This window comes from Sinorhizobium sp., assembly GCF_059070375.1.
In genome coordinates this window covers 695,544-708,812 of sequence record NZ_JCACWC010000003.1, presented here as the reverse complement: position 1 = coordinate 708,812, position 13,269 = coordinate 695,544, and the positions used below count along the sequence as shown (strand labels likewise).

At 62.8% G+C, this 13,269-nt stretch carries 11 protein-coding genes; all 11 read right to left on the bottom strand.

Going from position 1 to position 13,269, the window contains the following annotated elements; all coding sequences use genetic code 11:
• Position 1: 1 nt before the first annotated feature.
• The 11 genes from flgK to AC5J09_RS15360 all read right to left on the bottom strand — a co-directional run bounded on the left by flgK (position 2) and on the right by AC5J09_RS15360 (position 13,107).
• Positions 2 to 1,420, bottom strand: coding sequence for a flagellar hook-associated protein FlgK (flgK, locus tag AC5J09_RS15410; RefSeq protein ID WP_494297961.1), 1,419 nt, complete (start codon positions 1,418 to 1,420; stop codon positions 2 to 4).
• 85 nt (positions 1,421 to 1,505) lie between these two features.
• On the bottom strand, positions 1,506 to 2,714 hold the full coding sequence (locus AC5J09_RS15405; protein ID WP_324762915.1) for a flagellar hook protein FlgE: 1,209 nt from the start codon (positions 2,712 to 2,714) through the stop codon (positions 1,506 to 1,508).
• Between the two features lie 91 nt (positions 2,715 to 2,805).
• Positions 2,806 to 3,477: a transcriptional activator Rem gene (gene rem, locus AC5J09_RS15400; RefSeq protein ID WP_018094240.1), complete on the bottom strand. Its 672-nt coding sequence runs from the start codon at positions 3,475 to 3,477 to the stop codon at positions 2,806 to 2,808.
• A gap of 271 nt (positions 3,478 to 3,748) precedes the next feature.
• On the bottom strand, positions 3,749 to 4,312 hold the full coding sequence (locus AC5J09_RS15395; protein ID WP_324762914.1) for a lytic transglycosylase domain-containing protein: 564 nt from the start codon (positions 4,310 to 4,312) through the stop codon (positions 3,749 to 3,751).
• Positions 4,251 to 5,690, bottom strand: a complete 1,440-nt coding sequence (gene fliK / locus AC5J09_RS15390; protein ID WP_494297960.1) for a flagellar hook-length control protein FliK — start codon at positions 5,688 to 5,690, stop codon at positions 4,251 to 4,253. Before fliK ends, AC5J09_RS15395 begins: the two co-directional genes overlap by 62 nt.
• Positions 5,687 to 7,006 (bottom strand): chemotaxis protein MotC, encoded by a 1,320-nt coding sequence (gene motC / locus AC5J09_RS15385; RefSeq protein ID WP_494297959.1) that lies wholly within the window; start codon positions 7,004 to 7,006, stop codon positions 5,687 to 5,689. The genes fliK and motC overlap by 4 nt, the downstream gene beginning before the upstream one ends.
• A gap of 3 nt (positions 7,007 to 7,009) precedes the next feature.
• Positions 7,010 to 8,188: a flagellar motor protein MotB gene (locus AC5J09_RS15380; protein WP_494297958.1), complete on the bottom strand. Its 1,179-nt coding sequence runs from the start codon at positions 8,186 to 8,188 to the stop codon at positions 7,010 to 7,012.
• Positions 8,185 to 8,832 (bottom strand): hypothetical protein, encoded by a 648-nt coding sequence (locus tag AC5J09_RS15375; protein WP_494297957.1) that lies wholly within the window; start codon positions 8,830 to 8,832, stop codon positions 8,185 to 8,187. Before AC5J09_RS15375 ends, AC5J09_RS15380 begins: the two co-directional genes overlap by 4 nt.
• Before the next feature lie 354 nt (positions 8,833 to 9,186).
• Entirely contained in the window at positions 9,187 to 10,152 is a 966-nt protein-coding gene (locus AC5J09_RS15370) for a flagellin N-terminal helical domain-containing protein (protein ID WP_494297956.1), read from the bottom strand.
• A 314-nt stretch (positions 10,153 to 10,466) separates the two neighbouring features.
• Positions 10,467 to 11,654, bottom strand: a complete 1,188-nt coding sequence (locus AC5J09_RS15365) for a flagellin N-terminal helical domain-containing protein (RefSeq protein ID WP_018094233.1) — start codon at positions 11,652 to 11,654, stop codon at positions 10,467 to 10,469.
• A 265-nt stretch (positions 11,655 to 11,919) separates the two neighbouring features.
• A complete protein-coding gene (locus AC5J09_RS15360; protein WP_494297955.1) occupies positions 11,920 to 13,107 on the bottom strand; it encodes a flagellin N-terminal helical domain-containing protein in 1,188 nt (395 codons plus the stop codon).
• Between the last annotated feature and the right edge of the window lie 162 nt (positions 13,108 to 13,269).

Below are 13,269 nucleotides of genomic sequence, written 5' to 3'. Positions count from 1 at the left end.
ATTACCTCACGGCTTCGAGAAGCGACGCCATCATGGCGTCGACGGTGCTGATCAACTTGGCCGAAGCCTTGTAGGACTGTTCCAGATCGAGAAGCAGCGACAGTTCCTCGTCGATGCTCACCCCGGTCACGCTGCCGAGCGCCTCCTGCGTGCGCGCCAGCAGCGCCGCCTTGTTGTCATCGGCCGTGGAGGCGCCGCTGCGTATCTGCTCGAACCAGCCGACGGAAGACGCGGCGAATTCCATGATCGAGCTCGTGGCGTCGAGCCCGGTCGCGCCGTCGAACGCCATGTCGCCGTCCAAAGCAGTGATGAATCCGTCGAGCAGGTCCGTAAAACCGGCATTGCCGTCGGGGTTCGAAACGACGCCGTTGAAGCCGCCGTCGCGCAGGAGGAAGGGGTTGGCCTTCGCTGCGGGACTGACCGAAAGGCTCGCGGCGATCCCCGGCTGGACGGCGCCCGCAACCGGTACGCTTCCGCCCGACCAGGTGAAGAGCCCCGGCAAGCCGCCTTCCCGGAAGAGGGTGACGAGGCCGCGCGCCATCTCGTCGAGCTGCGACTGAAACTTCGGAGCGATGTCATCGCGCAGCTGAAGCAGGCCCGCGAGCTTGCCCTGGGCACTGGTATCAGCGCCGCTGCCGGCAGCGAGCGGCACGCCGTCGATGAATATGCCGTTGCCCGTGACAGTGGCATCGTAAGCACTCTTCGGCGCAAACGTGACCTCTCTCGGAAGCGTCTCGAAGAGAACGGTGCCGCCCGAGGTGTAGATGACGGTATCGTTGTTCGCCCGCGTGACGGTGGAAATGCCGACAAGCTCCGATATCTGCTTCAGGGTCTTGTCGCGATCGTCGAGCGCAGCGGTCGCGTCCGTGCCTGCGGCCGTCGCCTGCTTGACGGCGTTGTTCGCCGTCTCGAACTGCGCGAGAAGGCGGTTCAGATTGGCGACCTCCTCGGCGATTTTCTTGTCCGAGTCGAGACGAAGGCCCTGAACGGCGGCCGACGTCTTGCTGATCGAGTTGGCAAGGTCCGATGCATCCGACACCACCGTGGCGGCGATCGTCGCATTGCCTGGCGTCGACGCGAAAGTCTGCAGGCTGTTGCGGAAGGCCGAGAGATAGGTGGAGGGCGACGATTCGTAGTCGTTCCCGCCGAGCGCCGATTTCATGATCTCCAGCCCGGACAGGAGACTGCTCTGCGCGGAAGACTGCGAGATGCCGATCAGGTTCTGCTTGAGGAGCGCCTCGTTCTGCGCCCGATAGATGGAAACGATCTGGGCGCCGCCCGGGGTGGTCCCGAGCATCGCCATGCGGCGCGAGTAGTCCGCATTGCCGGAATTGGCAATGTTCTTCGAGACCGTGGCGGTTTGTTGCGCCGTGGTGCTGAACGCGGATTGCGCGATGGCGATTGCAGAAGACAGCGACATGCCGGGGACCGTTTTTCTCAGTGCACTCCCGGGAAGAGCCCGTAATGGGCCTTACGTCCGGAAGTACGTAGTTTCGAAGTTGGAATTACCGCTTCAGATTGACGAGAACTTCGAGCAGTTCCGAACCGGTCTGGAAGACCTTGGAGTTTGCCGTGTAGTTGCGCTGCGACTCGATCATCGCCGTCAGTTCCTCGGCGATATCGACATTCGAGCTTTCGAGCGCGCCGGAGAGGATCTCGCCGAAATCGCCCGAGCCGGCGAAGCCGGTGATGATGACGCCGGAGTCGACGCCCTGCGAATAGACGTTACCGGATTCCGGCTTCAGCTTGTCCGGGCTCTGGACATTGGCGAGCGCGATGCGATAGCGCGGATCGAGCTCGCCGTTCTCGTATTTTACGTAGACGATGCCGTCGGAGTCGATCTGGTAGCCGGCGACCTTGCTCGGCGCGTTGCCGTCGATGTTGCCGCCGTCGGCGTTGAACGCGTAGCCGAGCTGCGTCGTCTTCGTCAGATCGATCGTGAGGGCCGAGAGGTTCGCCCCGGTGCCGGGAAGAGCCGCCATCGCCGATGTCGTCAATGTGGCAGGGGTCGCGGTAAGGGATCCGTCCGGGTTGAAATTCAGCGTCTGTGTGCCGAGGACCGTTGACGACGTCCGGTCGACGACCTCGACGGACCAAGCATTCGCCCCGGTTTTCTCGTAATTGAAATCCAGAATGCGGGTATTGCCCTGGCTGTCATAGACGACGAGCGAAGTGGTGGAAACATCGCCCACCGCCGCGCCCGAGGGCAGGTTCGCGCCCATGGAACCCTTGGTCGAACCGGTCGCGATGAGCCCATCCGAAGCGAGATTGACCCTGGTCAGGCCATCGAATCCGTTGACGACGACGGTCGGGTCGACGCCGGCCTCGTATTCGTAGCCCATCAGCGTGAAGCCGGCGGCATTGACCAGATTGCCTTGGCTGTCCGGAACGAAGGAGCCGGCGCGAGTCAGATATTCCTGGCCGTTGGCGCCTTCGACGATGAAGAAGCCGCCGCCGTCGATCGCCAGGTCGCTGGCCGAGGTGGTGAAGGTCGTCGCGCCCTGCTGCGAGATGCTGTAGCGCACCTCCGTCTGTACGCCGCCTGAATTATAGGATCCGTTGCCCGACGGCAGGATCATCGATGAGAATTCCGTCGATGCGCGCTTGTAGCCGGTAGTGTTGGCATTCGCGATGTTCTCGGCGACTGTGCTGAGCCGGTTGGACTGGGCGTTCATGCCGGACACGCCCGTTCTCATGGTACCGTAGAGACTCATATCGGATCCTCATTTCCTTGTTGCGGCGACACTAGAGACCGGGCCTTGCGTGAACCTGTCTTGAGCTGTTCTCGCCCTGCCGTTTCTGCGCTCAATTCCAGTCGATGCAGTAGCCAAGGAAACGCTTCGAATCGATCGGGTCGAAGCCGAGCTTCTTGCGCAGTTTCTTGCGCAGCTTGCTGATGTGGCTTTCGACGACATTCTCTTCGACGTCCTCGTCGAAGATGCCGTAAATCGCGTTGAATATCTGCGACTTGGACACCCGGCGCCCGCGGTTGGCGACGAGATATTCGAGAATGCGCCGTTCGCGACGGGGAAGCGCGAAGACTTCGCCATTGATCTCCGGATCGCGCCCGTCGGCGAAAACGCGGATGGGACCGATATCCGTGAAATTGGCGATGGCCGTCAAACGCCGGCGGATCGCTGCGACGCGTGCGAGGATTTCCCTCGGATGCACCGGCTTGCGGACCACGTCGTCGACGCCGCAGTCGAAGAGCGCAAGCGTGTTTTCCAGCGACGGCGTGTCGCTCATGGCGATGACCGGTGCACGGGAGCGATCCCGGATCACGCGCGGCAGGGTCAATGTGCTCTCCCCCTGCCCGATCAGGAAGGCTTCGACAGCGTCGATATCGGAATCGGCGGCGGAGCTTACCCACTCGCCGAACTCCCTCGGATCGAAGCCCGTCGAGGGAATGCCCTCGCGGCCGAACAGGGACGCGTAGCCGTCCTTCACAAGAGCTCTATCATCAACCACCACGATCATTCGCCCGCCTCCGAATCAGTATGGATGCCACATTGAGACAGAGGTACGAATCCCGGGAGTCGCGAACAACTAGAGGAAGTTAATGGGGGATTTTAATAGTTGATTAAGAATTCCGTGCCGATTTGGCCTATATCTAGTAGGTGACCGTTAACCTTACCACTAACATGGTGTTGAAAAGTTAACGCGATATGCCGAAATCGCTTGCGATCACAATCTGTCCGCATTGTCGCCACAATGAGGCAGCGGCTGCGGCAATGCAACCATAAGTCGGTTATCGGCAAAACTGCTGCGCGTTCGGCGTCCACTTGCCATACCCGGTCGCGACCAGGTTTGCGATGACGCGGCAGACGTATTTTTTCTGCGCCGGGTCGTTGTTGGGGCCGGCGTGATAGCGAGCGACCGCCATCGTCCAACTCTCGTGCCGGGCGCGCAGATTGGACAGGAAGCGGGCGGCATATTCGACATTCCTGCGCGGATCGAGCATCTCCTCGGGAGAGCTGAAATGCTCGCCGTGAAAGTGGTAGTTGATCTGCATGCAGCCGAGATCGATGAGCTTGGCGCCCTGGGCACGCGCCGCGCCGAATCGTGTGAGAACATCCTGGACGCTTGCCCCGAAATAGGCCTTGCCTTCGATGTTCATCGCATAGGGCTGCAGGGACCCTTTGCGGCCCGTCTCGGTCAATCCGACGGAATATAAGATCCCGGTCGGCACGCCGTATTTGGAGGCCGCGGACGCGATCTCGCGCTCGCACACGCCTGCGCTCGCAAGGGCGCTACATGTAGACGTGGCCAGAGCGAGAACGCTCGGCACCGTCAACCATATCGTCCGTAGCATCATTGCCCGCCCACCTTTCCGCCGCCGCCCGGCCGCCATCCCGCGGCTGACGCCCCTGTCCATCATCACCTGCCCGCTCACGGCCCTCGTAGCCGAGCTGTGACTGAGCCTGGGCCTGAGACTGGGACTGGCCACCGCCGCCATTTGCGGAATCTCCGCCGCCGTTGAAGACGATGTTCACCTGGTCGACCGCAAATCCTTGCGCCCGCAGGGCCTTCACCAATTCGCTCTGGTCGTCGCTGAGCTGGCGGAAGGCCTCACCGGTTTCGACCTTCAGATCGACCTGCAGCTCGTCGTCCTTCAGTCTCAGTGTCGCCGTCACCATGCCGAGGTCGACCGGATGCATCTGGATCTTCAGCGTATTGAGCGTCTTGCCGGCCTGGCTCCAGGCTCCGGGCTTCGTCGTCGCGGCGCTCGATTGCAATGCCTCGGCCCATCCGCTATCGCCGGCGATCGCGCTCGTCACCGACGCAGCGTTCTCGTTGAGCGCAAGGCCGAGATAGCGGCGCGCCTCCAGAACGGTCACGGTTTCCACTCCGGATTTGACCGACGATCGGCTGTTCTCCACGACTGCCCGCTCGCCATCCCGCGAAATGCTCATGGAAACGGCCTGCCCCTTGCCGTCGGCACGGGCGAAGCGGAAAAGCCGGTCCGGCTCGCCGTCGCCGTTCACCTCCCCGATCTGCGGATGCTCGCCGTCCGCCACTTCCGGCGATATGCCGCCTACAGTCTTTGCCAGACCGTCGGAGCCTTCGCGAACCGCGGAGGCGGGCTTTGGCCGGCCTTCCGGCTGCGAAGCCGCGGCCACCGCCGGTGCGGCGCCGGCGAGCATCGACAGGAGATCGGAGACGGTTCCGCTGGCAGGGTCGCCGTTCTCCCCGCCTTCCCTCGCCGTCACGACCGACGCTTCGTCAACGGTCTCGCGCGAGGTCTGCACCGATCCACGCGAGCGGATCACCGCCCGCTCCGCCGGCTGGTCGATTTCCTCTTGGCCACCTTCACGTTCCCGCGACAGATGCGGCGTGCCGGCAGGGTGGCCGTGCTGCGATGATTTCGTCGCCTGACCCGGTGTCACGATCGCGCGCTCGGAGGCGGGCCGAGCGTCGGGCGCCGCAGCATCCGCCATGAATGCCGCATCATCCGCTCCAAAGCCGTCGACCTTCGTCACAGCCGAGGCGTTGCCGCCGTTCGCGACGGGGTCCCGTCGCGCGTCATCGGCAGATGCCTGGCCGCCTTGCCCCTGCGTCCTGCGGCGGCCTGCATCGGCGATCGCCTCGCCAAAGGCCCCCGGTTCGGCCTCCGGCTGACCCCGAACACTCAGCGACTGTGCCGGCCTGTTGGCGGCGGGCGCGCGCAAACTCTCGTCAAGAGGCCTCATTGTCCTTCCCTCTTCAGCAGCGCATCGATCTCGTCGATCTTCGAACGACCGCTGGCTAGAAAGCCTTCGAGCACCGGATCGCCTGGAGCGGCGATATCGGCTTCGGCCGTCCCGGCCTCGGCCGGCATCTCGGTTGGCCGGTCGGACGCCCCCTCGAAAGGCTGCCCGAAGGGGCTCATGCCGCTTCCGCTTTCCTCCGCAACCAGCTCGCTTTGCTCCCCGGCCGGTCTTTCCGCTATAGGCCCGGGTGCTTGCGCCGGGCTTTCTCCCAATGGTGGCCGCACCACCGCATCGGCTACGGCCTTGGCCGCCTCGCGCAGGGCGCGGTCGCGCGGGGACAGGTTTTCGTCGGGGATCGCTTCGAGGGCTTCGGCGGCCGAAAAGACATCTGCGGACGGCACGGCAGCCAGCCCCTCGTAGAAACTCGCAAGCACCTGCGATCGGGAACTGTCATCCCCTGCCAGTTCCTCGGCGCGCCTGGAGGCCAGCCGCGCCAGGGCCTGCTTGCCGGCAATCGCGGCGCGGCGCGCCACCCGCAGATAGACCTCGCGCTGGCGCGCACTGTCCATGAAGGAGAGTACCTCCGAGACGCGCCCATCGGCCGCCTCGTCGAAATGGGCGACCGCCAGCTCGACGAAGACATCGGCAAACTGGCTCGCATAGGGTGAGGTCAGATAGCGCCGCGCGTAGTTCAGCGCATATCGAAAGCCCTTCTCCGGAAGGCCGGCCCGCGCCGCCAGCGAGACCGAACGGCGAAGGGCAGCCTCCTCGATGATGGTGCCCGGTGCCGTCAGGCGCGCCCAATCGTAATGTTTCATCGCCTCGACCGGATCCTGCTGCGACATGGCGTTGCCAAGGATCAGGAACAGATACGGACCGATGCGTGAATTCTTGTATTCCGGGGCGGCCTTGGTGAGATTCTCGACGATCAGAGGGCCCTTGCCGTTCAGATAGTGCCTGAGCGCCTCGGTCACCCGAGAGTCGAAATTGCCCTCGATGTCGCGGTCGGCCAGAAGGTCGAGCGTCGCCGGATTGCCGCCGCTCATGACATAGACGAGAGCTGCGTCGACATTGCGCGGATCGCGAAACGCCGAAGGATCGGCGGCCCTCAGCCGCTCGTCGATCGCGCCGAGCATGAAGCGTTGCATCTCGATCGCCGAATGGTCGCCGAGCACCACCGAATCCTGCACATATTGCAGCGACCTTATCATCTTGTAAGGCGTGAGCTCCTCCTTCCCGCTCGCGCGGGCAGGGCCAAGCGCGAGGGGAGCGGCAAGGGCCGATGCCGCAAGAATGGTGCAGAGCCGCTTCAGCATTTCTCAGCCCCGGCCCGACTGCAGCAGGATTTCGATCCGCCGGTTCGCAGGCGCATAGGGATCGTTCGGCACCTGGAGCCGCCGGTCGGCAAAGCCGCTGATCTGCTTCACGCGCTCTTCCTTCAGGCCGCCGCGCACCAGCATGTAATAGGCGCTCTGGGCACGTGCCGCCGAAAGGCGCCAATTATCGTAGGTGCCGTCCTTGAACGGCCGCCCGTCGGTATGGCCGCGAACGGCCACAGCGCCCGGGCGCTCGGCAAGCAGCCTGCCGATCTTTTCCATCGCGAGCACCAGTTCCTTTTGCGGCACGGCGGATCCGACCGCGAACATCGGCGCATCCGTCTGCTCGCTGATCGTCACGAGCAGGCCGCCCTCGGCCGGGGTTACGGCGAGGCTTTCGAGAAGCCGCCCGGCATCGCCCCCGAGTTCCTTTTCGATTTCAGCCTTTAGGGCTTCGGCTTCCTTCTGCGGATTTTCAGCCGGCGCTTGGTTCTCAGGTGCATCCGCGGCCTTTGCGCCCTCCGCGCTGTCCGGCGCTTTCGGCCCGGAGGCGGCTTCGCGGGTGCTGTGTGCCGCTGACGCCATGTTGCTTTCGGCCGTGTTGCCGGCGTCCTTCACTTCCACCTGCTTGGTCCAGAAGTCCGGGTCGAAGGGATCGCGATAGGCTTCGCCCCCGGCGGCTCCGGTTGACGGCCCGGACTGGGCCGCCCCGCCGTCGCCCTTGACGCTGATATTCGCCTCGTGGCCCACTTCGCGGGCGATCTCGGACAGGACCGAGTAAGGATTTTCGAAGAAATCGGCATCCGAATATTTGGTCTCTTCGCCCGAGGTCGCCGTCAGCTGATCGCCGGTCTTCGCCGAACCGCCCGACTTGGCCTGTTCGCCGTCGACCTTGGAGCGCTGCTGCGTCTGTTCGCCCTGCGCATCCTTGGCAGGATCCTTGAGGCCCTTTTCCGCCGGCTTCTGATCGGTCAACTGCACCGGATTGAAATAGGCGGCGATCGCCGCCTTGGTCTCCTCGTTCGCGGCGTTGATCAGCCACATGACGAGGAAGAAGGCCATCATCGCGGTCATGAAGTCGGCATAGGCGATCTTCCACCCGCCGCCGTGATGGCCGTCGTGGCTCTCTGCCGAACGCCGGACGATGATGATTTCGTTCTTGCCGTTGCTCTCGTCGTTCATGCCAGAACCTTGCGAACAGTATCGGACCACGCGGCCATTCGCGTCACCAGTATCGCCTCGCCCATTTCGACGGTCAGGTCGACATCATCGCTTTCGACGTGACGGAACGCGGTCGCTTCGGGCAGCAGGGCCTTCAAAGCCTCGAAAAGCGCAAGCGGGCCCCGCACCGTGATCGCGATCCCTTCACCGGCAGCGAGGCCGTGCCGGACCATGCCGGCCAGGTTCTCGACCGCGCGCTTGGCGAGCGCCTCGTCCATGACCGGAGCGAGGACGCGCGCCGCCTGGTCGCCGAGCGCAAGCGCCAGCCGATCCGCCATTTCGCCGAAACCAGCGGCGATCCTGGCGGCTGCCTGTTCCTCGAGGCGCTGCTTCAGGGCGTCGATCTCTTCTGCGTGGCGCGCCTTGAGATCGGCGATCTCTTTCTGATGTTCGAGAGCGAGTTCGGCGCTGGCCTCGGCACGTCCTTTCGCAAAGGCTTCGCTGCGCTCGGCGTCGATATCGATCTCGGGCATGACCGGCTCCGCCCATGCACGGTTCTGCGAAAGGTCGGTGTCGAGATCCGGAAAATATCTCGGCGTTACCCGCGTCAGCTCGATCTTCGGCGGGCTGAAATCCTTGAGATAGCGGGACAGCGACGCGCTCATCGGCACGCCTCCCGGCTCACCTCGGCGAAGGCCGATATTGCCAGCCGCATCTGCGAAGGCTCGCTTGCCGCCCGGAAATCCATAGAGCCCGACACGTCTTGACCGTCTCCTTAGGCCCGTTCGCCCGAATAGCGACGGACCGGCATTCTTGATTCTGCAGCGGTTCGCGGAAGGCGAAACGCGATGCAAGCGGCAGCCGGAGTGGTTTCCGGCCGGCAATTTCCAACATGACTGCGAAGGAAGGCTATCCGGTCAAACTTGTGCGAAGGTGTTGGACCGCGCCAGGGCAATAGCGCGGTCCAACCTTTCTCCGACCGATGCCGATGACCGGCGGCACGGCGGAAAGCGATGTCGTTACTCCTGGAACAGGCGGAGAATGTTCTCGGAGGTGGTGTTCGCGATCGAGAGCGACTGGATGCCCAGCTGCTGCTGCGTCTGCAGCGCCTTCAGCCGTGTCGATTCCTCGTTCATGTCGGCATCGACGAGACGCCCGACGCCCTTGTCGATCACATCCATCAGATTGGCGACGAAGCTTTCCTGCATCTCGATGCGGCTGGTGATGGCGCCGAGCGTGGCGGCGGAGTCGGTCAGCTGGCTGATGAGCTCGTCGACGACGCTGATCATGTCGCCCAGCTGCGCAGCGGTCGTTGCGTTGTCGATCTCGATCTCTGTCGCGCCCGCGGGAGCTGCACCTGCATCGATGAGATAGTAGTTGCGCGCCGTGCCGGTCGGAGTGGATTGAAGCGCGTCCGCATCAACCGCCTTGGTGAGCATGCCGCGCGCCGGATCGGTGACGTCGATCAGGACGGATTTGGCGGTGTCGTAATTGAGCGTCGAGACCGTAACGCTGCCGTCGGCGCTGCGGTTGAAGGAGGCGACGATGGATTTGGTGCCCAGTGCTGCTGAAGCACCGTTATAGAGCCAGTTTTCGCCGGAAAATGAGGCGGACTGCGCGGCCGAGTTCAACTGGCTCTTGAGCTCGGCCACCTCCTTGTTGATCTTATCCCTGTCGACGCCCGGCTCGCTTGCCGCGACGAGCTTGGCTTTGATCTCGGTCATCACGTCGATGACCGTATCCATCGCCGAGTAAAAGGTATCGACCTTGGCGGCGCCGAGGCCCAAGGCGTCGTGGACCGTCGACAACGCGGCATTGTCCGATCGCATCGTGGTTGCGATGGACCAATAGGCGGCATTATCGGCGGCAGTTTCCACGCGAAAGCCGGAGGAGATGCGGCCCTGAGTGGTCTCGAGATTATGGTTGATCGCGCGCAATGTCTGCAACGCCGCCATGGCGGCGGGGTTGGTCATGATGCTGGTCATTGGTGGTCACCCTGGGGCTGTGCTGCCCTGGTTGGGGAAATCGGACCATTCCGGAAAGCCGGCAACGACGGTGAGGCGTCATGCGCGCTGACACCTTTTTGCCCTGGGTGACAGACCGCCGTTCTTAACCAACCATTAACGGAAATGGTTAAGAAAAGGTTAACCGCGTTAACGAACCAATAACAAGCATGAAGGATTCATTCCGGCAAGTCTGACGCAAGGTCGCCGCTGGAATGCAAAAACCGCGGCCCTTTGCGAGCCGCGGTTTTTCTCCTTCAGAGCGGGACGAAGCCGCCCCCTAGCCGAGGCGCCCCTTACTGACGGAAGAGTTGGAGGATGTTTTCCGAATTGGTGTTGGCGATGGAGAGCGACTGGATCGCGAGCTGCTGCTGTGTCTGCAGCGCTTTCAGCCTGGTCGACTCCTCGTTCATGTCGGCGTCCACAAGGCGGCCGATCCCCGAATCGATCGAGTCGGTGAGCTTCGATACGAACTCTTCCTGCATGCCGATGCGCATGGAAATCGAGCCCAGCGCCGATGTGGCACTGATCAAATCCTCGAGCGCTTCATCGACGCCCCTGATCAGGGCATCGAGGTTCGCTGCCTGCGCGGCGTTGGTGATATCGATATTCTCGATCGAAGCAGGTGCAGGTACGCTGGTAGCCGGCCCCGCCGTCGTGTCTACGACCCAGGAATCGGCGGTAATGGGAGCTGCAGCGGTCGTCACGGCAGCGACTTCCTGACCCGGGGCGGCGGACGATGCAACCGCTTCGACCCAAACGCCCTCTACCTTTACATAGTTCACACCTCCGGCAAGGGCGTAGTTGCCCTGGAATACCGCGCCGGCGGCGATGAGGTTGTCGACCGTGTAGGCCGCCACCGTGTGTTTGGAGACGACGCCGCCGGTGTTGATCGAAAGCGTCACGCTGGACTCGGAGACATCGTAAACCTTGTCCAGAATCCCGTTGTTGCCAACGGTATCGAATAGGACGGAGTTGCCGTCGAGAACATAGTCGATTGTCTTTACGGACACGACGCCCGAGGAATCGCGGACGAAGGACCCGACTACGCTCTTCGTTACAGGCGTGGTGATATCCGCCTGGAGCCAGTTCTCGCCGCTGAAGGAAGCGGCCGTTGCAATGCTCGTCAGCTGTTGCTTGAGCTGTTCGATCTCTTCCTGGATCTTGGCCTTGTCGACGCCGTCTTCGGTCGCAGCGACGAGCTTGGCGCGAATTTCCTTCACCACCTCGACGGCATTCTCCATACCAGCATAGGCCGTGTCGACCTTGGCCGCACCGAGACCCAGGGCATCCTGAACGGCGGAAAGCGCCATGTTGTCCGATCGCATCGTGGTCGCGATCGACCAATAGGCGGCGTTATCCGAGGCCGTGCCGACGCGGAGACCCGAGGAAACGCGAGCCTGCGTTTCCTCCATATTGGAGTCGATGCCGCGGAGCGTCTGGAGTGCAGCCATCGCTGCAACATTGGTGAGAATGCTGGTCATTACGGGCCCCTTTGAATGGCTAGTTGGAAAGGGACATCCCGGCCACCCCGGGGGAACGAACGCGAGGCATCATGCCGTTAACCGCTTCTTCGTCTTGGTTAACCGTTCGTTGCGTTGAGCCCACTTAGCGCGGTTATGGTTAACAAAGGTTAAATGGTTGTTCGCCGAGGAAACGAAGAAAGGGGCCACGCTCGATGAGCGTGGCCCCTTTGAAGGTCAGGTCAGGGTGCGGTCGCTCGGTTCGCGACCGCCTTTCCGTGTCGGATTAGCGGAAGAGCGTAAGGACGTTTTCCGAAGCCGAGTTGGCGATCGACAGCGACTGGATGGCGAGCTGCTGCTGAGTCTGCAGAGCCTTCAGGCGGGTCGATTCTTCGTTCATGTCCGCGTCGACGAGACGGCCGACGCCCGAGTCGATCGAGTCAGAGAGCTTGTTGACGAAATCGCTCTGCAGGTCGATGCGCATGGCGATCGAGCCGAGGTCCGCCGCGGCGCTGGTCATGTCTGTCAGCGCAGCGTCGACACCGCTGATCAGGGCGTCGAGGGCGGCTGCACCCATACCGACGATGTTGATCCCGGCAACGGACTGGCCGGCCGAAACGTTGGCGGCAGGGCCGTTGTCGACATCGACAACCCAGCTGTCCGCGGTGATCGTGCCGGCTGCCGTCGTGGTCGCGGCAAGCTCCTGACCGGTGGCACCGGTCGCGGCGGTCTCGGCGCGGACCCAGACGTTGTCGACCTTGACGTAGCTGTTACCGCCCTGAAGAGCGTAGTTGCCCTGGAATTCCGCACCGGCCTGCGTCAGGGATTCGAGCGAGTAGGCGGCAACCGTGTGCTGGGATGCGACACCGTTGGTATTGATCGTCAGGGTGACGCTTGCCTGCGAGACGTTGTAGACCTTGTCCAGGATGCCGGTGTTACCCACCGTATCGAACAGAACCGAGTTGGTGTTGAGGCTGTAGTCGACCTTCTTGACGGATACGGCGCCGCTTGCGTCACGGACGAACGAGCCGACCACGCTCTTGGTGACGGCGCCGCCGCTGAGGTCCGCCTGCAGCCAGTTCTCGCCGGAGAAGGAAGCCGCTTCGGAAATGCTCGTCAGCTGATCCTTGAGCTGATCAATTTCTTCCTGGATCTTGGCCTTGTCGACGCCGTCTTCGGTAGCGGCAACGAGCTTTTTCTTGATTTCCTTCACGACTTCGATCGCAGATTCCATACCGGAGTAAGCGGTATCAACCTTGGCGGCGCCGAGGCCGAGCGCGTCCTGTACGGCGGAAAGAGCCATGTTGTCGGAGCGCATGGTGGTCGCGATCGACCAATAGGCGGCGTTATCAGCAGCCTGGCCGACGCGCAGACCGGAGGAGACATGCGCTTGCGTCTCTTCCATGTTGGAGCCGATGGTACGCAGGGTCTGGAGAGCGGCCATGGCCGCAATGTTGGTGAGAATGCTCGTCATGGTTTAGTGCCCCTTAATGGCTGATGAGAAGGGACATTCCGGTTCCACCGGCGAAAGACGGTCAACGTCATGCTTGCTAACCCGCCGTTTTGCTGGGGTCAGCCCGTCCTTTCGATGCGCTTAGATAATCCTGGCTTGGTTAATGAAGCCCTAAGCCGCTCC

What these genes read in the sequence shown, in the direction of transcription:
- AC5J09_RS15405 (WP_324762915.1), bottom strand. Translation starts at nt 2,714, where the DNA reads ATGAGTCTCTACGGTACCATGAGAACGGGCGTGTCCGGCATGAACGCC.
- rem (WP_018094240.1), bottom strand. Translation starts at nt 3,477, where the DNA reads ATGATCGTGGTGGTTGATGATAGAGCTCTTGTGAAGGACGGCTACGCG.
- flgK (WP_494297961.1), bottom strand. Translation starts at nt 1,420, where the DNA reads ATGTCGCTGTCTTCTGCAATCGCCATCGCGCAATCCGCGTTCAGCACC.
- AC5J09_RS15370 (WP_494297956.1), bottom strand. Translation starts at nt 10,152, where the DNA reads ATGACCAGCATCATGACCAACCCCGCCGCCATGGCGGCGTTGCAGACA.
- AC5J09_RS15375 (WP_494297957.1), bottom strand. Translation starts at nt 8,832, where the DNA reads ATGAGCGCGTCGCTGTCCCGCTATCTCAAGGATTTCAGCCCGCCGAAG.
- AC5J09_RS15380 (WP_494297958.1), bottom strand. Translation starts at nt 8,188, where the DNA reads ATGAACGACGAGAGCAACGGCAAGAACGAAATCATCATCGTCCGGCGT.
- motC (WP_494297959.1), bottom strand. Translation starts at nt 7,006, where the DNA reads ATGCTGAAGCGGCTCTGCACCATTCTTGCGGCATCGGCCCTTGCCGCT.
- AC5J09_RS15395 (WP_324762914.1), bottom strand. Translation starts at nt 4,312, where the DNA reads ATGCTACGGACGATATGGTTGACGGTGCCGAGCGTTCTCGCTCTGGCC.
- fliK (WP_494297960.1), bottom strand. Translation starts at nt 5,690, where the DNA reads ATGAGGCCTCTTGACGAGAGTTTGCGCGCGCCCGCCGCCAACAGGCCG.
- AC5J09_RS15360 (WP_494297955.1), bottom strand. Translation starts at nt 13,107, where the DNA reads ATGACGAGCATTCTCACCAACATTGCGGCCATGGCCGCTCTCCAGACC.
- AC5J09_RS15365 (WP_018094233.1), bottom strand. Translation starts at nt 11,654, where the DNA reads ATGACCAGCATTCTCACCAATGTTGCAGCGATGGCTGCACTCCAGACG.